Annotated in this window: 21 protein-coding genes; 10 read left to right on the forward strand and 11 right to left on the reverse strand. The window is 69.7% G+C overall.

The window, feature by feature from the left end:
- Positions 1-151 precede the first annotated feature (151 nt).
- Entirely contained in the window at positions 152-511 is a 360-nt protein-coding gene (locus FMQ63_RS20095; protein WP_026114223.1) for a helix-turn-helix transcriptional regulator, read from the reverse strand.
- Positions 512-932: 421 nt separating this feature from the next.
- On the opposite strand from FMQ63_RS20095, the gene FMQ63_RS20100 reads away from it, so the two are divergent.
- From FMQ63_RS20100 to FMQ63_RS20110, 3 genes are read left to right on the forward strand one after another with little or no spacing between them, the layout of a single operon-like run.
- Positions 933-2,981, forward strand: coding sequence for a HEAT repeat domain-containing protein (locus FMQ63_RS20100; protein ID WP_225909724.1), 2,049 nt, complete (start codon positions 933-935; stop codon positions 2,979-2,981).
- Positions 2,982-3,021: 40 nt separating this feature from the next.
- Positions 3,022-3,981: a ParA family protein gene (locus FMQ63_RS20105; protein WP_011550766.1), complete on the forward strand. Its 960-nt coding sequence runs from the start codon at positions 3,022-3,024 to the stop codon at positions 3,979-3,981.
- A gap of 5 nt (positions 3,982-3,986) precedes the next feature.
- Entirely contained in the window at positions 3,987-5,201 is a 1,215-nt protein-coding gene (locus tag FMQ63_RS20110; protein ID WP_011550767.1) for a hypothetical protein, read from the forward strand.
- 10 nt (positions 5,202-5,211) lie between these two features.
- Here FMQ63_RS20110 and FMQ63_RS20115 read toward each other — a convergent pair whose 3' ends face one another.
- The 4 genes from FMQ63_RS20115 to FMQ63_RS20130 form a co-directional block, all read right to left on the reverse strand.
- Positions 5,212-6,198 carry a M48 family metalloprotease gene (locus FMQ63_RS20115; protein WP_011550768.1) on the reverse strand — a complete coding sequence of 329 codons (987 nt, stop codon included), beginning with the start codon at positions 6,196-6,198 and terminating at the stop codon, positions 5,212-5,214.
- Positions 6,195-6,773 carry an SH3 domain-containing protein gene (locus FMQ63_RS20120; protein ID WP_171452292.1) on the reverse strand — a complete coding sequence of 193 codons (579 nt, stop codon included), beginning with the start codon at positions 6,771-6,773 and terminating at the stop codon, positions 6,195-6,197. Before FMQ63_RS20120 ends, FMQ63_RS20115 begins: the two co-directional genes overlap by 4 nt.
- A 26-nt stretch (positions 6,774-6,799) precedes the next feature.
- The gene (locus tag FMQ63_RS20125) at positions 6,800-9,154 is read right to left on the reverse strand and encodes a CHASE2 domain-containing protein (protein WP_011550770.1); all 2,355 of its coding nucleotides are present in this window, start codon (positions 9,152-9,154) and stop codon (positions 6,800-6,802) included.
- A gap of 308 nt (positions 9,155-9,462) precedes the next feature.
- Positions 9,463-10,017: a DUF924 family protein gene (locus tag FMQ63_RS20130; RefSeq protein WP_011550771.1), complete on the reverse strand. Its 555-nt coding sequence runs from the start codon at positions 10,015-10,017 to the stop codon at positions 9,463-9,465.
- 102 nt (positions 10,018-10,119) lie between these two features.
- Between FMQ63_RS20130 and FMQ63_RS20135 the strand changes: the two genes are divergently transcribed.
- A complete protein-coding gene (locus FMQ63_RS20135) occupies positions 10,120-10,689 on the forward strand; it encodes a TspO/MBR family protein (protein ID WP_011550772.1) in 570 nt (189 codons plus the stop codon).
- 6 nt (positions 10,690-10,695) lie between these two features.
- Here FMQ63_RS20135 and FMQ63_RS37490 read toward each other — a convergent pair whose 3' ends face one another.
- From FMQ63_RS37490 to FMQ63_RS20145, 3 genes are all read right to left on the reverse strand, one after another.
- Entirely contained in the window at positions 10,696-10,863 is a 168-nt protein-coding gene (locus FMQ63_RS37490; RefSeq protein WP_162295036.1) for a hypothetical protein, read from the reverse strand.
- Between the two features lie 154 nt (positions 10,864-11,017).
- The gene (locus tag FMQ63_RS20140; RefSeq protein WP_020478277.1) at positions 11,018-12,613 is read right to left on the reverse strand and encodes an ATP-binding protein; all 1,596 of its coding nucleotides are present in this window, start codon (positions 12,611-12,613) and stop codon (positions 11,018-11,020) included.
- A gap of 147 nt (positions 12,614-12,760) precedes the next feature.
- Positions 12,761-15,403 carry a M1 family aminopeptidase gene (locus FMQ63_RS20145; RefSeq protein ID WP_216609049.1) on the reverse strand — a complete coding sequence of 881 codons (2,643 nt, stop codon included), beginning with the start codon at positions 15,401-15,403 and terminating at the stop codon, positions 12,761-12,763.
- A gap of 187 nt (positions 15,404-15,590) precedes the next feature.
- On the opposite strand from FMQ63_RS20145, the gene FMQ63_RS20150 reads away from it, so the two are divergent.
- The gene (locus FMQ63_RS20150) at positions 15,591-16,382 is read left to right on the forward strand and encodes a J domain-containing protein (protein ID WP_011550776.1); all 792 of its coding nucleotides are present in this window, start codon (positions 15,591-15,593) and stop codon (positions 16,380-16,382) included.
- Between the two features lie 10 nt (positions 16,383-16,392).
- Here FMQ63_RS20150 and FMQ63_RS20155 read toward each other — a convergent pair whose 3' ends face one another.
- On the reverse strand, positions 16,393-17,385 hold the full coding sequence (locus FMQ63_RS20155; protein ID WP_140860398.1) for an endonuclease/exonuclease/phosphatase family protein: 993 nt from the start codon (positions 17,383-17,385) through the stop codon (positions 16,393-16,395).
- Between the two features lie 327 nt (positions 17,386-17,712).
- Between FMQ63_RS20155 and FMQ63_RS20160 the strand changes: the two genes are divergently transcribed.
- Positions 17,713-18,231 (forward strand): hypothetical protein, encoded by a 519-nt coding sequence (locus FMQ63_RS20160; protein ID WP_225909725.1) that lies wholly within the window; start codon positions 17,713-17,715, stop codon positions 18,229-18,231.
- Between the two features lie 56 nt (positions 18,232-18,287).
- On the forward strand, positions 18,288-18,845 hold the full coding sequence (locus FMQ63_RS20165; RefSeq protein WP_020478276.1) for a hypothetical protein: 558 nt from the start codon (positions 18,288-18,290) through the stop codon (positions 18,843-18,845).
- Here FMQ63_RS20165 and FMQ63_RS20170 read toward each other — a convergent pair.
- Both FMQ63_RS20170 and FMQ63_RS20175 read right to left on the reverse strand, forming a co-directional pair.
- The gene (locus FMQ63_RS20170; RefSeq protein ID WP_011550782.1) at positions 18,820-19,236 is read right to left on the reverse strand and encodes a DUF3037 domain-containing protein; all 417 of its coding nucleotides are present in this window, start codon (positions 19,234-19,236) and stop codon (positions 18,820-18,822) included. The two genes, FMQ63_RS20165 and FMQ63_RS20170, sit on opposite strands and share 26 nt — an antisense overlap.
- Entirely contained in the window at positions 19,214-19,999 is a 786-nt protein-coding gene (locus FMQ63_RS20175) for a HipA family kinase (RefSeq protein ID WP_011550783.1), read from the reverse strand. Before FMQ63_RS20175 ends, FMQ63_RS20170 begins: the two co-directional genes overlap by 23 nt.
- On the opposite strand from FMQ63_RS20175, the gene FMQ63_RS20180 reads away from it, so the two are divergent.
- From FMQ63_RS20180 to FMQ63_RS20190, 3 genes are all read left to right on the forward strand, one after another.
- Positions 19,977-21,812 (forward strand): S8 family serine peptidase, encoded by a 1,836-nt coding sequence (locus FMQ63_RS20180; RefSeq protein WP_011550784.1) that lies wholly within the window; start codon positions 19,977-19,979, stop codon positions 21,810-21,812. The two genes, FMQ63_RS20175 and FMQ63_RS20180, sit on opposite strands and share 23 nt — an antisense overlap.
- Positions 21,813-21,919: 107 nt before the next feature.
- Complete coding sequence (locus FMQ63_RS20185; RefSeq protein WP_171452291.1) at positions 21,920-22,375, forward strand: MarR family winged helix-turn-helix transcriptional regulator; 456 nt, start codon at positions 21,920-21,922, stop codon at positions 22,373-22,375.
- Between the two features lie 17 nt (positions 22,376-22,392).
- On the forward strand, positions 22,393-22,830 hold the full coding sequence (locus tag FMQ63_RS20190) for an organic hydroperoxide resistance protein (RefSeq protein WP_011550786.1): 438 nt from the start codon (positions 22,393-22,395) through the stop codon (positions 22,828-22,830).
- The last annotated feature ends 18 nt before the right edge of the window (positions 22,831-22,848 follow it).

Genomic DNA, 22,848 nt, shown 5'->3' on the forward strand with positions numbered 1-22,848 from the left:
GGTCATGAAGCATTCAGTACGCCCCCCCAGCAGCGGCTGCTTCACTCCACGCGCCAAGCGCTTGCGCCAGGGCGCAATCCGTCCGGCCCCTCACCACCCTTCAGGTCCCAGCCAGGGTCTCCACCGCCCCGGCCGGGTCTCCGCTGTATCGCTACGTCTCGAGCGCGTTCGCCACCTGCCCCAACAGGCGAAGACGCGGTGCGTCCAGCTTGCGCACCGTGCGCAGCAGCCGGCGGACTTCCGGGCGCTCGCGGTATTCCGGCGGATCCTCCGCCAGCGTGGGCGCGCCTTCCACGCCCGCCATTCCCAAGAGCACGTCCGACGAGCAGTTGAGCACCAGGCACAGCTTGCGCAACGTGCGGACGCTGGGGAGCATGTGGCCGCGCTCCAGGCGGCCATACACCTCGGTGGCGATGCCAACGCGCTCGGCCACGTCAGCCTGGGTCAGCTCCAGCCGTTGTCGCGCCGCGCGGACCGCGTTTCCAATGAGGGTTGCCAGTCGTTGTTCCATGGCGTGCGGAAAACCTGTCGAAAAGAGGGCTTCGTCCCCCCGCATCCAGGCGGAGAGGCTCCGGGGAGAAGTGACGGCCGTTGGCTGCCTCGTGGAACACAGATTACGAGTGGGGTCTGACATTCCGGGGCTTCCGGGAGGGCCTGCTGGAGCGTCCGGAATCGAGCGCTTCAACCCCTTGAGACGGGCGTGTCTCTCGCGGCCCCCTCGTGCGCGCGGAAGCCGAAAATTCGGCCTGCGCGGTGTTGTCAATGACGGCCCGGGACGCGTTGAAAAAAGCCCTGGTGTTTCCGTGGTTTACGAAGTGAGGACGTCTGACGTAGGGTGGGCCCCCCGGTAGGTACCGGGAATCCGGTGCAAACCCCCGGTGACTCGGATCCGCAGGCCGCGCCGCGTGCCTCGCGGGGAGGCTGTTGAGGTCGTGAGCGACGAGCGTCCGGACGCGCTGCTCAAGAGCGCACTCGAAAAGATCGTCTACTTCGAGGCGCGTGCCCAACAGCTCCACAGCGAGCTGGCTTCGACGCGCGATGAGATGGAGCACCTCAAGCGCGAGGTCGCGGAGACGCACCAGCGCGAGCTGGGCCTGCGCCGTGAGGTCGCGGAGCTGGAGGTCCGCGTGGGTCGGCTCCAGGCCGAACGCGAGGAACTGGCCCGGCTCAACCAGGCCCTGCGCGGCGAGCGGAACCAGATGATGGACAAGCTGCTGGACGTGGGGCGCATCCGCGCCACCGCCCAGGAGCGCGACGACGAGGACGACGACCTGGGGCTCGACCTGGCGTCGTTCATCTCCCAGCTTCGCAGCGAGGTGCTGCTGCGCGGTGAGGCGGGTCCGGTGGCCCGCGGGCTGGTGGTCCCCACGCGGCGCTCGCCGGTGCCGCTGCGTGAGACGGCGGCCAGTGTCCCCGTGACGCCGGCGCCGGTGAGCGAGCCGCCCGTGGCCGCTGTCGTCGGGGGCGACGGCCTGTCTCCGGTGGCGCGTGAGGCGCAGCGCTTCCTGCAGGCGGGACGGTTGGGCGTGAGCGCGGCGCAGCACGCGGAGCTGTCCTCGCACGCGGGTTTCGGTGGGCCGACGGATGAGACGTTGTTCGGGTTCTCCATCCGCGAGCTGTCCGCGCAGGATGGCGCGGCCCGAGTGCGTGCCGCGGAGCGATTGAAGGCGCTGTCACAGCCGGCCGCCGCGCCCGCGCTGGCGTCGGCGCTGCATGCGGAGACGGATCCGACGGCGCAGGTGGCGCTGCTCCAGGCCTTCGCGTCGCTGTGCCAGGAAGAGGGCGCGTCGGTGGTGTCGCCGCTGCTCGCGTCCCCGGTGCCGGAGGTGCGCATCGCGGCGCTCAAGGCGCTCCTGACGCTGGCGCCGAAGGACGCGGCGCCGCATCTGGCGCAGGCGATGAAGGACCCGGACCGCTCGGTGCGCCGCCGCGCGTCGCTGCTGGCGCTGGGCCTGGAAGGGGAGACGGCGCGGCGGCTGGGCGAGGAAGCCATCCACGACGCGGATCCGGAGGCGCGCGCGCTGGCCGCGCTGGCGCTCGGAGCTGGCGCTGGGGAGAACGCGCGCACGCTGCTGCTGGGCGCCTTGGGTGACCGTGAGCAGCGCGTTCGCAAGGCGGCCGCGCAGAGTCTGTCGCGCATCCTGGGGCAGGACGTGTCCTCGGTCGTGGACCTGGACGAGACCCACCGCCGCCGGGAGATTCGCCGACTGGCGACGTTGCCTGTGAAGCCTGTGCGGGCGCGGCTGGAGCAGCCTCGTCCGGTGGTGGCTTCGGTGCAGGCGGTCGCGCCGGCAGTGGCTGTCGCCGCGGTGGTTCAGGCGCCGGTGGCGGCGGTCGAGCAGCCCGCTCATGCGGTCGCCGCCGTGGGGGCTGCGAATCGGCAGGCCGTCACCGTGGGCCTCGCGCAGGGCGCTGGTCCGGTGGGGCCTGTGCAGGGGCGAGCAGGCCCCGTGGGAGCGCCGGTGGCTCCGACGCCCGCGCCAACGCCACAGGCCGTTGCTCCCGTGCAGCGTCCGCCTGCGCCAACTCCTCAGGCCGCCACTCCGGTGCAGCGTTCGCCCGCGCCGCCGCCACAGGCCGCCGCTCCCGTGCAGCGTCCGCCTGCGCCAGCTCCGCAGGTCACCCCAAGCCATTCCAGTCCCGCGCAGGCTCCGCGCGCTCCGGCTGCTCGCCTGTCCCCCGTCCAAGCGGCCTTGGTGGCCATGGGCGCGGTGCCCGGGCAGGCCGCCCCCGCGCCGCGTGTTCCCGCTGCCGCCGCAGGGCCGTCCCGTCCGGCGGCCCCCTCGCGCCCCAGTGCGTCACCGGTGGAATCCCTCTGCTCGCAGATGCTGGCCGAGGTCCGCGTCGCCGTCCGAGGCCGCTCGCTCGTCGAGCTGGCGGTCGCGCTCTCGGCGCCCTCGGAGCTCGCCCAGGAGGCGCTCACTCTGTTGTCCGCACGGGGAGCGGTGATTCGAAGGGGGCACAAATACTTCGCCGCTTGAGGCAAGGTAGCCGTCCCGCACGTCTTTCGAAGGGTCGTCCATGGAAGCGCCGACGTACAGCTCCAAGCAGGTCGCCGAGATGCTCGGCGTGTCCCCGAAGCAGATTCCGGAGGAATCGCGGAAGGACGCCTACACGCCGGACGACATCTGGGAGCTGCGCACCACGCTCGACCGTTTCCCGGCGCGGCTGGGCCACCGCCGCCAGCTCTTCCTGAACTTCAAGGGTGGCACCGGCAAGACGTCGCTGTCCACGTCCTACGCCTGGCGCCTGGCGGAGCTGGGCTACGCGGTGCTGCTCATCGACCTCGACAGCCAGGGCCACGCCACCAAGTGCCTGGGCTACGAGGGCGAGGACTTCGAGAAGACGCTCCTGGACGTCCTCGTCCGCAAGACACCCCTGGCCAAGGTCATCCAGAAGTCCTCGCTGCCCAACCTGGACTTCGTCCCGTCCAACCTGACCATGTCCACGGTGGACCTCGCGCTGATGCCCATGGCCGGCCGCGAATTCAAGCTGCGCAACGCCCTCAAGGACGTGGAGGCCCAGTACGACGTCGTCGTCTTCGACGCGCCGCCGTCCTTCGGCCTGCTCAACCTCAACGCGCTGATGGCGGCGAACGACTTGTTCGTCCCCGTGCTCGCGGACTTCCTGTCCTTCCACGGCCTCAAGCTGCTGTTCGAAACGGTGCAGAGCCTGGAGGAGGACCTGAACCACGTGCTCGACCACGTCTTCATCGTGGTCAACTCCTTCAACGCCACCTTCAAGCTGGCGAAGGAGGCGCTGGAGGCGCTCCAGACGCACTATCCGGAGTTCCTGCTGCCCACCATCATCCGGCAGTGCACCAAGTTCGCGCAGGCCTCCAGCGAGGGGCGGCCGGTGTTCGTCGCGGACCCCTCGTCCAAGGGGGCCAACGACATCCAGGCCATGATTGACAACATCCTGCCCCGGCTGGTGGCCGCGGCAGCCGTCGCCCAGACGAAGGGCACCCAGCAGGCCGGCTGAGAACCATGAAGAAAGCCTTTGAACAGAACGTGTCCCGCGCCAAGCCGCGCCTCCGCCTGGGCGCGCTGACGGGCCTCGTCGACCCCGTCGAGCCCACGCCTCCCGAGCCCGAGGCCGAAGCGACCCCCGAGCCCGTCGCCGAGGCCCCCGACCTCTCCGCCGAGGTACGCGCCCGCATCGAGCGCGCCCGCACCCCGCGCCCCAGCGCCGCCCAGGCCATGGACGCCGCCCTGCGCGAGCCGGACGACGCGCCCGTCTACGAGGAGCCGCCGCCGGAGCCCGAAGCGGTCGCCGACGTGCCCGTGACGTACGGGGCTCCGCCGGAGGCGGAGGCGTTGCTCGACACCGAGCCGCACGCCGGGCCCGTCACCTTCGCCGCGCCGCCTCCTGCGCTGCACTTCGACGCCGTCAGTCCTCCTCCGGAGGCGCACCCCATGACGCAGGCCTCGGCTCCCGTGTCCATGCCGCACGTCACCGCCACCGTCGCGGAGCCGGTGGCCCGTGTCGAAGCGCCGCCCACCGAGGTGGAGGTGCAGCGGCCGGCCCCGCCGCGCGAGGACGGGCAGGACTCCTCGGCCCGCCGTGAGCGACTGAAGGCCCGGCTCAAGGCGGTGCGGGAGAATCCGCGCCCGGAGCCGCTGCCCGCCACCGTGGCGGAGGCGGGTCAGCGCGCCGTGGAGCGCATCACCCACCTCCAGGCGGAGCTGGTGAAGGTGAAGGCGCTCAACCTCTCCCTCACGCAGGACCTGGAGGTGTCGCGCCGTCAGGCGGAGAAGGCCACGGAAGAGGCCCGCCTGCGCATGGACGAGGCGCGCCGCCTGTCCTCGGAGATGGAGGGCCGGGTGAAGCTGCTGGCCGACCTGGAGCGCGAGCTGTCCGCGCTGGAGGGCGAGCGCGACGAGGCGCTGCTGTCGCTCCAGGAGACGCGGCAGGCGCTTCAGGCCGCTGCCAAGGAGCGCGAGGCCCTGGAAGAAGAGGTCGCCCGCGGCAAGCAGTCCCTGGTGGACAGCCTGGCCGAGGAGGAGCGGCTCGCCGGTGAGCTGGAGTCCGCCAAGGACGAGTCCACGTCGCTGCACCGCGCGGTGGAAGCACTCCAGGGAGAGCGCGACGTGCTGGCTCAGCAGGTGGCCTCGCTCACCGCCGAGCGCGCCGAGTTGCTCGAGGCGCGCAAGGCCCTGGAGTCGGTGCACCGGGCCCTGAGTCAGGCCACGGTGCGCTGAAGCCGCCTGGCTACTTCCCGTCCTTCGCCACGCCGCGTGGGTTGTTTCCACCGCGCACGGCGGCGAAGGCGGGGCTGAGCGGCGGCGAGCGGAGCCCTTCGGTGGCCAGTCCACTGAAGGCGCCAGCCGGCTGTTTCAGTGCCTGGACGTGCGCGAGGATGTTGCGCCGGCGCTCGTCCTTCCCCGGGTGGTTGGCGAAGGTGCTGCCCCCGTCCTTCGTCTTGGCCAGCAGGGCGAGGTAGTCGTCCGGCGTGTAGCCCGCGGAGAGCATCAGCTCGACGGCGATCCGGTCCGCCTCCAGCTCCTGCTCCTTGGCGTTCCCCTTGTCGATGAGGTCGATGGTCTTCTCGCTCAGGTGGCCCAGCAGGCCCGGGTCCTGGTCCAAATCCAGCGTCCCGTCGCCGTTGCGGCCCGCGGAGAGCACCTTCACCGCGGTGGGGGAGAGCACGGCCTCGCCGTAGGTGACCAGCTCGCACGTCTTCACCTTCGCGTCGCCGTACTGGTGGATGGCGTGCTTGAGCGTGACGTGGGCGATTTCGTGCGCCAGCACGCCGGCCAGTTGTCCTTCGTTCTCCAGTCCCTGGAGCAGCTTCCGGGTGACGAAGACGTAGCCGCCGGGCGCGGACATCGCGTTGAACTGGGACGTGTCCTGGAGCACGCCGAAGGTCCACTCGAGCGTGGGCCGCGCGGATTGCGCCGCCAGGTTCTTCCCCACGACGTTGACGTAGCGGTGGAGCGCGTCGTTGGGGCCGTCCAGTAGCAGCCCGCCACCCCGCCGCACGAAGTTGATGGCCAGCGCGCCGCCCAGGGCGTACTCCTCCTGCACGCTGGGGGCGGCGCGCAGCTTCTTGCACGTCTTGGCTTCCGCGGACGCGGCGCTCAGCTTCCCCAGGATGTTCTCACCCCGGGTGAGTGAGGACGCATTGAAGCCCTTGCAGGACGCCGTCAGCGCGCCCAGACCCACCAACGCGAGCACCTTCCAGCCCGTTCGCATCATCGGTTGCCGCTCCGCTTGTTCGTCCCGGCCTTCGCGACCGTGTCGCTGGCGCCCACCACCGGGAAGAGCCCCGCCGCCGTCACGTGCGCGGCGATGTCCGCCGTGGACACGGACTTCGCCAGCGCCTCCAGCGCCTTGATGTCCTGCACGGCCTTGCCGTGGTCGCCGCCCTTGTCCTTGCCGTACTGCTCCGCGCCGGGACTGAGCGCCTTCACCGCGGCGCCACTGGCGACGAACTTCTTCGGATCCACCTGCTGGGTGCCATTCCCTTGCGTCACCAGCTCCATGTTGGGCGGCGTGGTGGACAGGTTCGTCTGGAACACGAAACCCTTCTTCCCGGTGGCCGTGGTCACCCGGTGCCACTGCTTGTGCTTCGCATCCGCGCCGCCCCACGTCACCCGCTCTCCGGGCTGGAGCACCGCCACGGCGTTGTCCGAGCCGGACGGGCTCACCTGTACGCGCGTGTTCTTCGCCTTCACGTACAGCGGCTCGCCGACCTTCACGGCCGACGCTCCCGCCGGAATCGCCAGCGCCAGCAGGGCGGTGGTCCACGCCACCCGCGTCTTCATCCCCATGTCTCCCCGACTCCTTTCCGCACCGCTCACTTGTCCAGGTTCGCCACGCCGTCGAAGTCCTGCGGCGGCGCCTTCACATATCGTTGACAGCGCTCCAGCAACGCCTGCGTGGGCCCGTCCTCCGGGTCCTCCGCGCGGCGCGCATTCAGCACCGCTGCTGCTTCCTCGAACCGCGCCGCGCGGTAGAGCGCCAGCGCCGCGTGGTATCGCTCCACCGTCTTCCGCTTGCGCGCGTCCAGCCCGCCCTTGAGCGCGAGCAATTCGTACACGGTGACGGCCTCCGTCTTGCCCGCCACGCGCACCCGGTCCAGTTCCCGCACCTCGATGTGCTCGCGCGCCAGCTCGTACGTGCGCGGGCCAATCATGATGACGGAGCCATAGGCCTTGTTCGCGCCCTCCAGCCGCGCGGCCAGGTTCATCCCGTCGCCAATCGCGGTGTAGCTGAAGAGCTGCTCGCTGCCGAAGTTGCCCACGAAGTTGACCGCGGTGTTGACGCCGATGCGTGTGTACATGTCCGGCAGCCCCTGGGCGCGGAACTCGTCGCGCAGCCGGTCCACCGCCGCCTTCGCCGCGAGCGCGCCCTTGCAGCCGCGCAGTGCGTGGTCCGCCTGTCGCATCGGCGCGCCGAAGAGACACACCACGGCGTCACCGATGTACTTGTCCAGGCACCCACCTTCCTTCAGCAGCGCCGCGCTCACCCGCGTCAGATACGTATTGAGCAGGCGCACCAGGTTGCGCGGGTCGTCCTTGAAGCGCTCGCTGAAGGTGGAGAAGCCTCGGATGTCGCTGAAGAAGGCGGTGATTTCGACATTCTCCCCATCCAGCCGAGGCAGCTCGCGCTGGGCAATCATCTGCTCCACCAGCTTGGGCTCCATGAAGCGGCTGAAGGCCTGCCGGATGAAAGCCGCCTCCTCGTTGGCCACCAGGTGGTTGAAGGCCACCGCACTGACGCTGGCCAGCACGCCCGCCAGCGCGGGCAGGGCGGTGAGCACGTAGGTGTTCGTCAGTCCAAGGGCGGGGCCCGTCACCCAGCTCATGCCGGCGTAGAGCCCCAGCGGCCACGCAATCTCCAGCGGCGTCCAGCGCGTCGTCATCAGCAGTACCACCGACACGAAGGCCACCGCGAAGACGAGCGCCAGACTCACCCCCAGCGGTGCGCGGGTGATGAAGCGGCCGTTGCCCAGGAGTGTGTCCAGCACCGCCGCCTGTTTCACCACGCCGGGCTCATGCGACGAGAAGGACGTGGCCTTGACGTCGTTGAGGCCCACCGCGTTGCCGCCAATGATGACCACCTTGCCGCGGAAGACGTCCGGCGGCAGCCCCGTGGGTTGGCCCTGTCCCCGGTGCACCCATGCGTCGAGCACGGAGATAAGCGGAACGCTCGTGAAGCGGTCATGCAACTGCCCGCCGAAGTCGATGCCAGCGCTGCCATCCGCATCCACGGCGTAGGTGCGCGAGCCCAGGCGCAGCGTGCGCCCGGAGAACTCAATGGCGCTGGCGCCCAACAGGCCCGCGGCCACGCGCACCGGCAGCGTCGCGAAGGCATTGGGACCATCCGAATAAACGAAGCGCGTGCGGCGCATGAAACCGTCGGCGTCCGACTCCGGCTCCACCAGCCCGAAGCCATCCACCGCGCCCACCAGCACGGGAATGGGCGGTACCGGGTGGCTGGGGAGCCGCTCCCCCGAGGACGTCGCGTAATCCAGCGCGGGCAGCGTCCGGCCGTTCGCGCGCACCGGAAACGCGATGGCCCGGGCAAGCTGCTCCGGAGAAGCGGAGGGAAGGACCGCCTCCAGGGCGCCGTCCTCGAACGTTTCCGCGCCGGCTTCCTCCGGGAAGGTGTCCTCCTCCTGAGTGGGGCGGTCCACCGCCACCGCCGCGCCGAAGTCAGCGGGGGGCAGCAGCGGCGCGTTCGCGTGGGTGGAGACCCCCAGGTAGAAGGGGATGGACGTCTCCTGGAGCACCTGCGCGAAGGCCAGGTCCATGGACTCGTCCGTGCCGCGCTCGTCCATGACGGCGTCGAACACGATGGCCCGAGCACCCTCGGCTTCCAACTGTTCCACCACGCGCGCCCAGAGGTTGCGGCTGTAGGGCCAGCTTCCGAAGTTGAGCGCGTACTGTTCGTTGGCGCGGATGCGCTCCAGGCTTGGCTGGTCGATGGTGACCAGCACCACCTGGGATGACACCTCGCGTCGCGCGGTGAATCGCGTGACGACGGTGTCGTACGCGGTGCGCTCCGCTTCCTCCAGCAGGCCGCCCAGCTTCGCGTCGAAGTGAAGGCAGACGGCGGCCAGCGTGGTGGCCAGCACCGCCACGCCCAGCATCAGCCGCCAGTGGTTCTGCCACCGTGAACGGACCGTCTTCCAGCGCTCGCCTGCCACGTCCCCCTCTTGCGAAGCGTGCTGGAGTGGACACTACCCCAGCGGCAGGGGCATGGGCAGTCACCTCGCATGTCCGGGCGTGTCGGCCGTGTACTCACGGAGAAACCCGAGATTTCAGTGGGTGCCCCAGCAGGCATCCGGGCGGGCCACTGGAGCCTCTGACGTCACCCCTCCCTGGCCTCACTGACATATCGAGCTGGCCCGCGACCTGGGCCATGCCACGCTGGCGGACCGCTTCCAGCTCGCGCTGGATTCGGAGGTGCAGCACCTCCTCTGGGTGCGTGGCTGGCTGGCCGCGGATGTAATGCTCAAAACGACGAGCCCGGCTCCTGGAGGAAGACGGTTTCCTCCGGAGTCGTCGGACGTCCCAGCGTCACGTTGCGATGCGGGAAGCGGCCGAAGCGCTGGATGACGTCCCGGTGTTGCCGGGCGTAGTCGAGCGCTGCCCGGCTGTCCGAGTGATACAGCGCGAGCACCTCGAAGAGGGCCACTGACAGCCGCTGGTCGTTGACGGACTCGCTGTGCTCGAAGGGCAGGTACATGAACCACCGCCACAGCGGCGGCAGGGCCATGTCCAGGCCTCGCGCCAATCCGTGCCGGGCCACCTCGCGCGCCCGCGCGTCCGAGGCGAAGGCCTGGGGCGTGCCGCGGAAGAGATTGCGCGGGAACTGGTCCAACAGCAGGAGCAGGGCCACGCAGCTGCGAGGCTCGTCCCGCCAGTCGTCCAACTCGCCCTCGGCGGCGCGCTCGACGGCGGGCAGGAAGCGGCGCCGGCATTCATCATCGAAGGCTTCGTCCCGCAGGAACCACCGCTCACGTGGCTGCCCGAACCAGAAGCTCAGGATTTCCTCTGCGCTCGCCATGAGACGCCTCTTCGTCAACGAGGGGAAGCCGCCTTGTACACCGGCGCCAGCCGGGGTGGCGGCTGGGAGGCGTCGGTACCACCTTCCACCCGACACTGGCGGGTGCTCCGCCAAGGGAGGACGCGGATGGACTGGACGCTGGAGCCGACGACGCGAAACATGCCTGACCCGGTGCGGCGCACGGCGCTCAACCCCACGCTGCGCAAGGAGTCCGTGGTGGCGCTGGGCGTCTTCGGCGCTCTGACGTTGGGCGCGGCGGCCCTGGGCGCTCGCGTCAGCTCGGCGGACACGCGCTGGTACCGGCGTCTGCACAAGCCCTCGTTCCAGCCGCCACCGAAGGTCTTCGGTCCGGTATGGACGGTGCTGTATGGCCTCATCGCCCTTTCTGGTTGGCGTGTATGGACGGCGCCCGCGGGCGCGGCCCGCTCCCAGGCCCTGGCCTGGTGGGGCATCCAGATGGGATGCAACGCCGCCTGGTCCTGGCTCTTCTTCGGCAGACACCAGCCGCGCCGCGCCCTGGCGGACAACCTGGCGCTGCTGGCCAGCGTGACGGCGTATGTCGCCGTCACCAAGGATGTGGACCGCCCTGCGGCCTGGATGGTGGTGCCGTACCTGGGCTGGGTGGGCTTCGCCAACGTGCTCAACGCCGAAATCGTCCGCCTCAACCCCTGAGCCACCCTAGTTGCGCAGCTTCGACGGCTTGGGCGGGTTCATCGCCAACACGGTGGCGAAGTAGCGGGCCTGGCTCTCTGTGGTGCAGCGCACCTCCTGGATGCGTCCGCCCACCTTCACGCGGACGAGCCAGCCTTCATTGTCACGAGTCCAAGCAGGCGTGTCGGTCGTCATGGTCATCCTCCCTCGAGGTGCATCCTCCGCCTTTCGATAGAGCAGCCGCCATGCCAGCGCCGGAAGCGTGCGAATCCAGGCGCTTCCCCCCGCCTCTTGGCCAATGGAAGACACCCACACCTGTCATTTTTGCGGAAGGCGGGGTGGCGGAGTTTCAGTGGATGAGCTGTCCGGGTTCCTCGACGTTCGGCTGCGCGGGAGCGCCCGCCATCAAGGGCAGGGCGACGTGGAAGGTGGAGCCATGGCCTGGCTCGCTCTCCACCCAGATGCGCCCGCCGTGGCGCTCGACGATGTCCCGGCTGATGTAGAGCCCCAGCCCCAGTCCACCGAAGGAATGGGCGGAGGCGTTGCGCGCCCGGAAGTACCGGTCGAAGAGCAGCTTCTGCTGGTCCGGAGGGATGCCGATGCCTTCGTCGGAGACAGACAGGAGCGCCAGCCCGCCGCGCTGGCGCAAGCTCACGCGCACGGTGCCGCCATTCGGGCTGTACTTGAACGCGTTCTCCACCAGATTGGCGAGCACCTGCTCCATCCGGAAGGGGTCCACGTTCACCTGCACGGGCTGCTCGGGCGCGTCGAACCGCACGGTGTGGTTGCCGCGCTGGGGCTCGAGCTCGTGGAGGACGTGCTCCACCAGTCCTTCCAGCCGGGTGGCCTCCCGGTGAAGGGCCAGTCGTCCCGCCTCGATGCGTGAGGAGTCCAGCAAGTCGTTGATGAGGCTGGTGATGCGCAAGAGGTACAGGCGCGCCTGACGCAAGGTGGAGGACTCCACGAGCTCGCCACGCGCCAGCCGGCGCTCCAGCGTGGCCAGCCGGAGGCTCAGCGGGGTGAGGGGTGTCTTCAGCTCGTGCGAGGCGATGGACAGGAAGTCGTCGCGCACGCGGATGGCCTCCTGGGCTTCACGGTACAGGCGCTCGCGCTCGCGCTCCGCGCGGCGGCGCTCGGAGATGTCCTCGACGATGCCAATGCCGCCCTCCACCTGTCCGGCCGCGTTGAAGCAGGGGGCGAAGCGCACGTGGACCGGCGTCTTCCTGCCTGAGGTGATGGCGCGGTACTCGCCTTCGTACTCGCAGGTATGTCCCGCCAGCGTCTCCCGGACGCAGTGGAGGATGCCCTCATCCCGGAGCGACAGGAGGTTGAGGCCCACCAACAAGCGCTTGGGTGAGCCGATGATGCTCACGAACAGCTCGTTGCACGCGATGACGATGGCACTCCGGTCGAAGTAGATGATTCCCATGGGCGCGTGCTCCACGACGGTCCGGAAGAGCGCGTCGCCAGGAACGCTCTCCGACTCGAGTCCGTGCAGCGTGCGCTCCACGGGCTCGGCCAGGGTGTCGACGACCTCGTGCAGGCGGCGGAAGTTGAGGACGATGCGCTCATCCCGGCCTTTGCCGGAGGCGCCCACCGTCAGCTCCACCATGATTTCAGCGCCGTCCTTGCGACGTGCGAGCACCCGGGTCGCTCGCCCTCCGAGCGCGGCCCGCCGGGAGAGCAGGTGGCGCAGGAGGCTCACGCCTTCGTGGCGGTGCAGCCGCTGGGGAAAGAGCCGGGACGCCGGCTGGCCGATGAGCTCCTCTCGCGTCCATCCCAGCAGGCGCTCCGCGGCGGCGTTGAGAAAGCAGACGTTCTCACCGGCGTCGCAGGCCACGAAAGGGTCCACGGCGGCGTCCAGCCACGCGCTGAGTTCGTCGATGCCTGAGGCCATGCTCTCCTCGGAAACCCGCTGGTCGTCGTTGCCAGCGTCCCGGGACATGGGAGCTCGAAACGCCTCGACGCGAAATGCGGAGGGCGTGTCCCTTTCCATACAAGTAGGTATTGGAGGCACAGCCCGCGCCGTCAACGTCGATGGTCGGCGTGCGGACGCCAAGTTCGACGTGCAGGCGAGCGAGCGGGCCCCTGTCTAGCGGCGCGTGGCCTTGCGTTTCCGGCCACCCGCCTTGCGTGCGGCTGTCTTCGTGCGCGCAGTGACCTGCTTTCGCGCCGGCTTCGCGCCCCCGCGCGGTGGACGCGGCGGTTCGGGGGGCTTCAGCGAGAGCCCTTCCAACCGCTCGCGCAAGGCCCGTGTCTCCTCCTTGAGGCGGTCCACCTCTTCGCGCAGCGATGCCACCTCGCGGACTTGCGGTTCACCTTCGCGCAGGAAGCGCACCGTCTCGCGCGCCGCGCGCCGGGCGACGGCATCCAACAGTGGCGTCTGCTCCAGCGCGGGCACCAGGCGTGAATCCCCCAGCGTGCGCGCCGCCTCGAAGACGCCCATGCGCACGCGGAAGAGCGGGTCGCGGAGCAGCTCCGCCAGCAGGTCCACGGCCTCGCGCTTGCGACCCGCGACCTCCGCCAGCTTCGCCACCGCGAGCGTGGCGGCGCGGCGCAGCGGAGCCGCGTGGCCATAGGCGGTGCGCGCCAGCACCACCGAGAAGGCGGCGGGGTCCTGAGACTCGGCGAGCCCATCCACCGCGCCCACGGCGATGACGTCCTGGTACGAGGGCCGGGTGCTCGCGGCCTCCAGGACGCCCAACGCGTCCGGCGCGCGCACGCGGCCATAGCTGCGGGCGGCCTCCGCCTCCACGAAGTAGCTGGTGTCACCGCCGTTCACCAGGGCGCGCAGGCGGGCTGTCACCTCCGCATCGCGGCGGAACTCGCCCAGCGAAGCCACCACGGCGCGGCGCACGCGGGGATGCTCGGTGGACAGCGCGTCCAGAAGGCGCGCGCGGGAATCGGGGGTGCGGATGCGGCCCAGGGACTTCGCGCACGCGGCGCGAGTGCCCCAGAACAAACGCGCGTCCGCCAGCGCCGTGCCCAGCGCGTCCACGGCGCGGGGGCTGCCGTCGCGTCCCAGGGCCACGGCGGCTTCGGTGCGCGCGCGCATCTCCGGCGCGGCACGCAGCTCGTCCATCCAAAGGCCCGCGGACTTGTCCACCGTCAGCGTGCCGAGCACTCCGCGCCGAGGGTCCACCCGCACCTGCGAGGGCGCGCTGGGGCAGGGCAGGTGGAACGCGTGCTCCGCGTCCGTCACCTCCAGCCGGTGGACGGTGTCGCGGCCGTCCACGGTGAGCGCCACATCCAGCGGCAGCCGGAAGAGGGGCACGCCGTCCGCCGTGGACTGCGTCTGGCGCACCTGGAGGCGCAGCCGCGCTTCCTCGGCGTCGTAGCGGACGTCGACCTTCAGCTCGGGGTGGCCGGGCGCGAAGATGTACTGGTCGAAGAAGGCGTCCAGGTTGTGGCCCGTGGCGTCCTCGAACGCGCGGGCCAGGTCCACCGTCTCCACGGAGCCGTGGCGGTGTCGCGCGACGTAGTGGCGCAGGCCCTTGAAGAACAGGTCATCGCCCAGCCGGCGGCGCAGCTCGTGGAGGACCAGGCCGCCCTTCTCGTAGAGGTGCCGGTCGAAGACATCCATGGGCGCGTGGAAGCGCCGCGCGACAATGGGGCGGGCATAGCGCTCACGCGCCTCGCCCAGGTAGGCCTCCAGGTCCACGAGCCGGTGCTGGTCGGCCTCGTCTTGCCCGTCGGCGCGCTCCTTCCAGAGCATCTCGAGCCAGGTGGCGAAGCCCTCGTTGAGCCAGCCATGGGGCCAGTCACGGCAGGTGAGCAAGTCCCCGAACCACTGGTGGGCCAGCTCGTGCGAGATGAGCGGCTCGGCGTTGTAGTCCGGTTGGGCGCGCGCGTCGTGGAGGACGGTGTCCGTGAGGCTGGTGGCGGAGGTGTTCTCCATGCCGCCCAGGATGAACTCGGTGACGAAGACCTGGGCGTAGCTGCTCCAGGGGTAGGGCTCGCCGGTGACTTCCTGGAAGACGCGCACCATCTCCGGCGTGCGGCGCACGCAGCGCAGCGCGTCCTCTTTGCGGCCCTTGGGGAAGAGGTAGCGCAGGGGCACCGTGCCAGCCGTGTCGGTGGCCTCCTCGAATTCACCCACCACGAGCGTGACGAGGTACGGGGCGTGCGGCTGCGCCATCCGGTAGTGCTGGGTGCGGCGGCCATCGTGGACGCGGTCGCTTTCCAGTGTGCCGTTGGACAGGGACGTCATCGCCTCGGGGAAGGTGGCGATGACCTCGGACGTGGCCTTCTGGGCGGGCGTGTCCAGGCAGGGGAACCAGGCACGCGCGTCGATGTCCTGGCCTTGTGTCCAGGCCTGGTGGGGACGGTGCGGATAGGCGGCGTCGGGCGCCCAGAAGTAGAGGCCGCGGCGAGGCCGGGCCGTGTAGCGGATGGCCACCTCACAGGCCTGCCCGGCGGCGAGCGGCGCGGACAGCTCCACGCGGACGTGGGCGCCGGAGTTGGAGAAGCGCGCGGCGCGGCCGTCTACCTGGACGTCGGACACGTCGAGGTCCACCGCGTCGAAGGTGAGGGTGTGGACTGGACGGACGGCGGAGACGCGCGTGGTGCACAGGCCGGTGATGCGGTGGGTGTCGAAATCGAGGTCGACCTCGATGCGGACGTGCTCGGCGCGGACCGGCCGCTCGGCGGCGTAGTGCTCGGTGGCGCCAGGAAGGGAGAAGGGACGGGGGCCGGAGGGGACGGACTCGGAGGCGTGACGGTGGCAGCAGCGCATGGGCACCGGGGACTCTTCCGCAAGCCCGCCTCACCGTCGAGGAGGAGTGCACCCGGGGGCCGATGAGCGTCGTTTATCGACGAAGTCATGAAGATGACGCCAGGGTCGCGCCCCTCCCCACTGGGGCGTTCATGACATGCACCTGAACACACGCGGAACGGCGTCGACCGGGTAGTCTCTGACCACCGTGCAGTGGGTCCTCTTCTTCTCCGATAGACAGGTGCGTGAGCAGCTCTTCGCCCGGGTGGATTCGACCCGTGGGTTGTTGCTGGTGACAGGGGTCCGGCACGGCGCGGCCATGCGTCCTCCGGAGGTCCGTGAGCCCTTCGCCACGCTGGAGCGGCTCCACGGCGACGTGTTGTCACAGGTGCTGGTGGCCGATGAGGGCACCTCGGATGGCATGTGGAGAGACCCGCTGGGGGACCTGGGCGACCGGCTCCACCCCGGCAGCCGGGATGACGCCTACGCGGCGTCCACGGGCTACCTGCTGCTGCGGGACGGCCGGCCCGCGGCGGTGGTGCGCAAGCAGGGCACTCCGTTCGAGGACCTCTGGTTCCTGCAAGAAGCCCTGAGCAGGCTCACCCCTCGCGTGCCCCCGCCGGACCCGGCCCAGCGGCCAGGACGTCGCCGCGCGGAGCCCGCGCCCCGCTCACCCCCACGGCCCGCGAGCGGTGGCACGAACGCCCGCGCCACGGGCACGCGGGAGCGGACCGGCTGGGACGATGAGGCCACGCCGCCCCGGGGTACGCGCGTGCCGCCGCCCGAGCCGCCGAGGAAGGACCCGTGGACGGTGCTGGGCATCGCGCCCGGGACGCCCCTGGATGTGGCGCGCAAGGCCTTCAGGGCGCTGGTGGTGCAGTACCACCCGGACAAGGTGGCGCACCTGGCGCCGGAGTTCCACGCGCTCGCCGAGCTGCGCACGCGGGAGATTCTGGACGCGTGGGAAGAGGTGGAGCGAGCGCTGTCCGGAGGGGCGTGAGCCCGCGTGGCTACAGCAGCAACGACGTCGGCGGAGGCGTGATGAGCGTCTTGCCGCTGTCCAAGGCGAAGCGCGCGACGATGGGCATGTGGTCGGACAACCCGTGGAAGCGGCTGCGGAGGTCCCCGAAAGGAGACGTCTCCTGCGTGTCGAGCCAGCGCACGCCCGCGCCGGAGAACACATGGTCCAGGTGCATCCGCATGTGCAAGAAGCCGGCGGTGGGGAAGCCGCGCGACACGTTCGGGTCAATCTGTCCCACGGCGGCCTGTGCGCAGGTGAGCCGGCCATCGGTGGTGAGGTAGCGGTATACGGGCGACGCGGGCGGTGAGTTGAAGTCTCCGCACACGATGTAGGGCTCGTCACCGGTCAGCCCTTGCATGAACTCCGTCAGTTTGCGCGCCTCGTGGAGCTGGTTGACGCCGCCGCCCATCTTGTCGCGCGTGGCCCAGAACTCACGGGCGAAGGGCGTGGGCAGGCTGAGGTGGGTGTTGAAGATGTGGAAGGGGTGCCTGTCCTCGCGGCGCAGCAGGCGCATGTGCGCGCAGATGCGGCTCTGCTTCCGGTCCTTGAGCCGTTGGACGTGGTGGTGGGTGATGGCCTGGGGGGCGCCCACGTTGTGCGTGGCCACCTCCAGCTTGCGCGTGTTCACCAGCACCGCGAGCCCAGTGGTGTAGAGGGACACCTCGCGGAGCTTGTAGTGGTGGGCGCGGAAGTAGAAGGCTTCGTAGGGCATCTCCCGGCCCAGCCTGTCGAACGTCTCCACCATCCGGCCCATGAAGGCGGTGAGCTGCGTCTCGCCCGGTTGCTTGGGCCGGTCGGCGATGTTGCTGCGCAGCGAGGACGTCTCCACCTCTTGCAGGCAGACGACATCCGGCAGCGGGTCCAGCGACGCCAACGCCGCAGCGACGCGCCGCTTGGGGCCCACGGTGCTCGCCAGGCCGCGGAGCATGTGGCCGAAGTAGCGGACGTTGTAGGTGACGATTCGCAGCGGGGATGGGCTCATGGGCAGCGCGCTGGCCCCTCCAGTGGGCCTCGGGAGGAAACTACTAACCGCCAGGCGCTCCGGCTTGGGATGGCGTCGGGCACCTGACACTCCTCGGGCCTGCCTGCACGGCCGTACTGCTCGTGCGGGGAGACGAGGTCACCGCGCCGAGATGCTCTTCATCTGGCAACGACTGGAGCCGGGTTCCAGCCACCCTATGGTTTTCTGCTGAGGGTTCCGGGCCCGCGAGGGGGGACGGCGCTCGGCGACTGGTGACGGGTCATCAGTGGTGTAACCGAGGGAGGGCTGTTCATGCGGGGATACATGCGGGGGGTAGCAATCGCATCCATGATGGGGCTCATCGGGTGCGGCGAGGACGACACGTATGTGTATGACATGTCGCTGGATGCGGCGGCGCTGAGCAACGTTCCGAACGAGTGCTCGGGCCAGCTCAAAGCACAATTTGAAGGAGACGGCCCGGCGACTGGAATCGAGGCCCAGCAACAGTGGCGCCTTCAGCGCGGGGAGATGGATTCGATGACGCTTGAGATGCCCGATCTCAACATTCGGGCTCCGGGTATCACTGGGTACAACGTGGACGCGGACGACGAGCCGGACATCTTCCACGGTTCAGTCGGCGCGGACGGTGGTTTTCAGTTCGTGCAAACCAAGGTGACGAACTTCGGGTTTGAATGGGGGGCTTACCAGGCGTTCAGCATCGTCATCACGAACAAGCACCTGGACGACACCATCCACGGCCATCTGTGGTTCCGAAGTGAGCACCTGGTCGCGCCTCCGGTAGCGGATTGGGATGAGGCGGAATGCGTCGTGACCATCCCTTTCACGGGCAAGCGCGTGAAGGAGTAGGCTCCGCCGCTCGCGCCACGGGGGCGCGAGCCCTGTGACGGAAGGAGCGGAGACCGATGCGTGGAGACCAGTGGGGCGCCATGGCCGCCGTGGTGATGGCGCTCACGGGATGCGGCGAGGACGACACGTACACCTACGACGTGACGCTGGACGCGGAGACGCTTGCCCAGGTGCCGACGGAGTGCAGCGAGTTGGTCGAACCTGCCCAGGGCCCCGCGGTCGGCCTGGACGCGCAGCAGCGCTGGACGATTCGCCGCGGGGAGATGGACTCGATGTTCCTCGAGGTCCCCGACATCGACTTCCAGACGCCGAACAACGCCTACGTCATCAACGGCGACGGCGAGCCGGACGTGCTCATGGGCTCGGTGGGCGCGGACGGCGGCTACCAGTTCATCCACATCCAGACGCGCCTGGATGAGGAGCACAAGCTGTCCGCCCTGGGCAACGAGCACGCCTTCCGCATCGCCATCCACAACAAGGACCTGGATGACACCATCCAGGGCACTGTCTGGGTCCGCAACGAGCACGTCGAGCGGGACCCCGTCAACGGCTCCACGATAGCCTCCGGCTGCGCCTCCGCCGTCCGCTTCACCGGCCGCCGGGTGACGGAGTAGCGCGCTTCATCCGCACCACCGTGTCCAGCAGGTGCTCCAGCGCCGCCTGGGGCTCGGTACACAGGCCGGAGTGCACCGGCCCCGTCTGGATGATGGTGCTGCGAGGCGCCACCACCCAGTGCCAGCGCTCCTTCTGGGATAGCTGGCCAATGGGCCCCGAGCCCTTCCCGCCCTCACACACGCGACGGAAGCTCTCCAGGTGGCCGCGAATCATGTCCACGTCCACGTCGGGCCACAGCGCCTTCAACCGCGCTTCGTCCGGCTCCACGCGCACGCCCAGGAAGCGCTGGGTGGCGCAGAAGAGGACGACGCCCGCGTTGATGAACTCCTCGCGCTCCACGCGCGGGACGACGCGGATGATGGCGTAATCAAACGAGCTGGGCGCGGGCACGGTCCGCCTCCTCGATGAACGCGGGCACGGCTTCCAGCCGGCGCAGCAGCCAGGTGGTGTAGGCGGCGCGGTGCGCCTCGGCGGTGGGGAAGGGAGACTCGGTGCTCGTGAGCCACGCCTCCGGAATGGCCCCGACAATGCGCTCCACCACCTCCCGGGTGATGCGCGCGCCCAGGTGCTTGCCGGCCTCCGTCAGCGCCGTGGCCCACGGCAGCAGCACGTGGTCCTTGATGGGCGCGAAGCGGCCCTGGCTGCGCGCCTCCCAGTCGTCCCACGAATGGTGGAAGTACAGCGAGGCCCCGTGGTCGATGAGCCACAGGTTCCGGTGCCAGGTCAGCATGTTGGGGTTGCGTGGGGTCCGGTCCACGTTGGTGATGTACGCGTCGAAGGCGACGATGCCGGACGCCTCCGCCGCGGTGGGCGCGGGGTCCGCCACCGGGTCGAACGTTACCGACGCCGGAAGGTAGTCCAGTGCCAGGTTGAGGCCCGCGCTGGCCTTGAGCAGCTCACGAATCTCGGAGTCCGGCTCGTTGCGTCCCAGGGCCGGGTCCAACTCAACCAGGACGAGCTCCGGCACCCGCAGGCCCAGCTCCCGGGCCAGCTCTCCGGCGATGAGCTCGGCGACGAGCGCCTTGGCGCCCTGTCCGGCGCCCCGGAACTTCACGACGTAGAGCCCTGCGTCGTCCGCCTCGATGATGGCCGGCAGCGAGCCGCCCTCCCGCAGTGGCGTCACGTAGCGCGTGGCGGTGACCGTCCTTGGCATTCCTGACCTCCCGTCCTCTCTCCTGGCGCCGTCCCTGGGGCGTCGGGCCGCGTCGCGGCATGTAGCATGTCGGCCGGGGGAGGCGCTGACGCCGCCTCGGGCTGATCGCTGGAAACTTTGTCCGACACAATGCGACAATCATTTATCGGCGTTTTTTTCTGCCCCCCACGGAGCTCCCCCCACCATGGAAATCTCTCGCAAGCCGAAGTCGCCCGTGTCGCAGTCCACTCGCGCTGGTGACACGGCCAAGCCGGCCGCTGCGGCCAGGCCCGTGGAGAAGGCGCCGGTCCAGACGGCGAAGGATGGCTTCGACTCGGCGCCCACGGGTGGCGCGCGGGGCTCCAACTTCGTGGACCGCCCGAAGGGCAACTTCGTGGACCGCCCCACGGGCCTGCCCCAGGGCACCCCGTCGGCGCTGCCGGCCTCGGCCTTCACCTTCGGCTCCGGCCACGTCGCCGTCCGTCCCTTCGCGGCGAGCGCGGCCCGCGCGCCCGTGACGCTGACGGCGTCCGCCACGCCCAGCGCGAAGGTGAACGACCTCCAGACGACGACGTCCACCGTGTCCTTCGACCAGGACGTGAAGCTGGACTCGCTGAAGCTGAACCTGGATCTGGCGCACACCTTCAAGGGTGACCTGGTCGTCAAGCTGACCAGCCCCTCCGGCAAGACGGAGACGCTCCACAACCGCAAGGGCGGCAGCGCGGACAACATCAAGGGCAGCTTCGACCTGGCCGCCTTCAAGGGCGAGTCCACCAAGGGCACCTGGACGCTCTCGGTCGAGGACAAGGCGCGCCGCGACACGGGCACCCTGAAGAGCTGGAGCCTGGACGCCGCCGGCCAGACGACGGGCACGGGCCCCATCGAGGAGCCGAAGCCCCAGCTCTCCGGCCCGCCGGTCATCGCCGTGTTCGACGGCGGCGTGGACTTCAAGCACTCCGACCTGGATGACGCGATGTGGGTCAACCCGAACGAGGTCGCGGGTGACGGCATCGACAACGACGGCAACGGCGTCAAGGACGACATCTACGGCTACAACGTCGGCTACAACAGCGGCGACGTGATGCGCGGCAGCGGCACGGACCACGGCACGCACGTGGCCGGCATCATCGCCGCCGAGGACAACGGCGAGGGCAACACCGGCGTCGCCGCGGGCAAGGCGAAGATCATGAGCCTGGGTGGCCTGTACAACGGCGCGGACCTGCTCACGAACTTCGAGCGCGGCGTCGACTACATGGTGAAGATGAAGACCGAGCACGGCGTGAACATCCGCGCCGTCAACGCGAGCTTCGGCAACGAGTACCGTGACGCGGCCTCCGTGAAGCGCTGGACGGACGCGGTGCAGAAGCTGGCTGACGCGGACATCCTCCTCGTCGCGGCCACGGCGAACGGCTACGGCAGCAACCTGAACGACGTGGCGGACATGCCCGCCAACATCGACCTGCCCAACGTCATCACCGTGGCGTCCATGGACAAGAAGAACGACAAGCTCGCGGACTTCTCCTCCTACGGGGACAAGGTCGTGGAGCTGGCCGCGGTGGGTGAGGACGTGCTGAGCACCGTCCCGGGCGGCGGCTGGGAGGAGATGAGCGGCACCTCCATGGCCACCCCGACGGTGGCGGGCGCCGCGGCGCTGATGTTCGCCGAAAACCCCAATCTGACGGCCGCGCAGGTGCGTGACCTGCTGGTCCAGACGGTGGAGGTGGACTCCGACCTCAAGGGCAAGGTGAGCACCAGCGGCAAGCTGGACATCGAGGCCGCCGTCGCCGCCGCCAAGGCCACGCTCGAGGACGACACCGCGGTCGCCGGGCGCTGAGCCGGACCTGAGGTGACGCAGTGAAGAACTCCCGGTGCCCAGGTGCCGGGAGTTTTTTCGTGCCCGATTTGATTGCGCACAATTTAATTGCGTCCTATTTATCTCGCATGTCGATGGATGACCCGCTCAGCCTGGACCGGCAAATCTGCTTCCCGCTCTACGCGGCGGCCCGGGCGATGACGCAGGCGTATGCGCCGCTGCTGTCGCGGCTGGGCCTGACGTACCCGCAGTACCTGGTGTTGCTGGTGCTGTGGGAGACGGACGGGGAGACGGTGAAGGGGATGGGGGAGCGGCTGTACCTGGACTCGGGGACGCTCACGCCGCTGCTCAAGCGGATGGAGTCCCAGGGCCTGGTGCGGCGGGAGCGGAGCGCGGAGGACGCGCGCTCGGTGCGCATCTACCTGACGTCCGAAGGGAGGGCCCTGCGCCGCAAGGCCACGTCCATTCCCGAAGCGATGGCCTGCAAGTTGGGGCTGACGCTGGAGGAGGCGACCCGCCTGCGCCGCGACGTCCAGCGCCTTTTCGAAGTGCTTTCGCAGTCTCACGTTGATTCCGCGAAGTAACGCTCAAGGAGAACACCATGGCTCCCGTCGCTATCTCTCCGCTGTACAGCACCTCCGCCACCGCCCACGGTGGTCGCAACGGCCGCGTGAAGTCGGAGGACGGCGTCCTGGACCTGCCCTTGGCCATGCCCAAGGAGCTGGGTGGCGCGGGCGGCGCCGTCACCAACCCGGAGCAGCTCTTCGCGGCGGGTTACTCCGCCTGCTTCGAGAGCGCGCTGCGGCTGGTGGCGCGCATGCAGGGGAAGAACCTGGGCAACGACGCGGGCGTGCGCGCCACCGTCACCATCGGCAAGACGCCGGACGGCGGCTTCGGGCTCGCGGTGGAGCTCCAGGGAATCCTGCCGGGAATCCCCAATGACGAGGCCCAGAAGCTGATGGCGGCGGCCCATGAGGTGTGCCCGTACTCGAAGGCCACGCGCGGCAACATCGACGTGAAGGTCTCCGTCGCTGGCTAGTCGCACGTGGAGTGTTCA

Source organism: Myxococcus sp. CA005 (genome assembly GCF_006518205.1).
Classification (GTDB): domain Bacteria; phylum Myxococcota; class Myxococcia; order Myxococcales; family Myxococcaceae; genus Myxococcus; species Myxococcus xanthus.

Excerpts from the sequence above, each read along its gene's own strand:
- FMQ63_RS20120 (WP_171452292.1), bottom strand. The coding sequence starts at position 6,773 with ATGGGGATGAAGACGCGGGTGGCGTGGACCACCGCCCTGCTGGCGCTG.
- FMQ63_RS20160 (WP_225909725.1), top strand. The coding sequence starts at position 17,713 with ATGATGGGGCTCATCGGGTGCGGCGAGGACGACACGTATGTGTATGAC.
- FMQ63_RS20190 (WP_011550786.1), top strand. The coding sequence starts at position 22,393 with ATGGCTCCCGTCGCTATCTCTCCGCTGTACAGCACCTCCGCCACCGCC.
- FMQ63_RS20185 (WP_171452291.1), top strand. The coding sequence starts at position 21,920 with ATGTCGATGGATGACCCGCTCAGCCTGGACCGGCAAATCTGCTTCCCG.
- FMQ63_RS20140 (WP_020478277.1), bottom strand. The coding sequence starts at position 12,613 with ATGTCCCGGGACGCTGGCAACGACGACCAGCGGGTTTCCGAGGAGAGC.
- FMQ63_RS20155 (WP_140860398.1), bottom strand. The coding sequence starts at position 17,385 with ATGAGCCCATCCCCGCTGCGAATCGTCACCTACAACGTCCGCTACTTC.
- FMQ63_RS20105 (WP_011550766.1), top strand. The coding sequence starts at position 3,022 with ATGGAAGCGCCGACGTACAGCTCCAAGCAGGTCGCCGAGATGCTCGGC.
- FMQ63_RS20130 (WP_011550771.1), bottom strand. The coding sequence starts at position 10,017 with ATGGCGAGCGCAGAGGAAATCCTGAGCTTCTGGTTCGGGCAGCCACGT.
- FMQ63_RS20095 (WP_026114223.1), bottom strand. The coding sequence starts at position 511 with ATGGAACAACGACTGGCAACCCTCATTGGAAACGCGGTCCGCGCGGCG.
- FMQ63_RS37490 (WP_162295036.1), bottom strand. The coding sequence starts at position 10,863 with ATGACGACCGACACGCCTGCTTGGACTCGTGACAATGAAGGCTGGCTC.
- FMQ63_RS20115 (WP_011550768.1), bottom strand. The coding sequence starts at position 6,198 with ATGATGCGAACGGGCTGGAAGGTGCTCGCGTTGGTGGGTCTGGGCGCG.
- FMQ63_RS20110 (WP_011550767.1), top strand. The coding sequence starts at position 3,987 with ATGAAGAAAGCCTTTGAACAGAACGTGTCCCGCGCCAAGCCGCGCCTC.
- FMQ63_RS20145 (WP_216609049.1), bottom strand. The coding sequence starts at position 15,403 with ATGCGCTGCTGCCACCGTCACGCCTCCGAGTCCGTCCCCTCCGGCCCC.
- FMQ63_RS20175 (WP_011550783.1), bottom strand. The coding sequence starts at position 19,999 with ATGCCAAGGACGGTCACCGCCACGCGCTACGTGACGCCACTGCGGGAG.
- FMQ63_RS20165 (WP_020478276.1), top strand. The coding sequence starts at position 18,288 with ATGCGTGGAGACCAGTGGGGCGCCATGGCCGCCGTGGTGATGGCGCTC.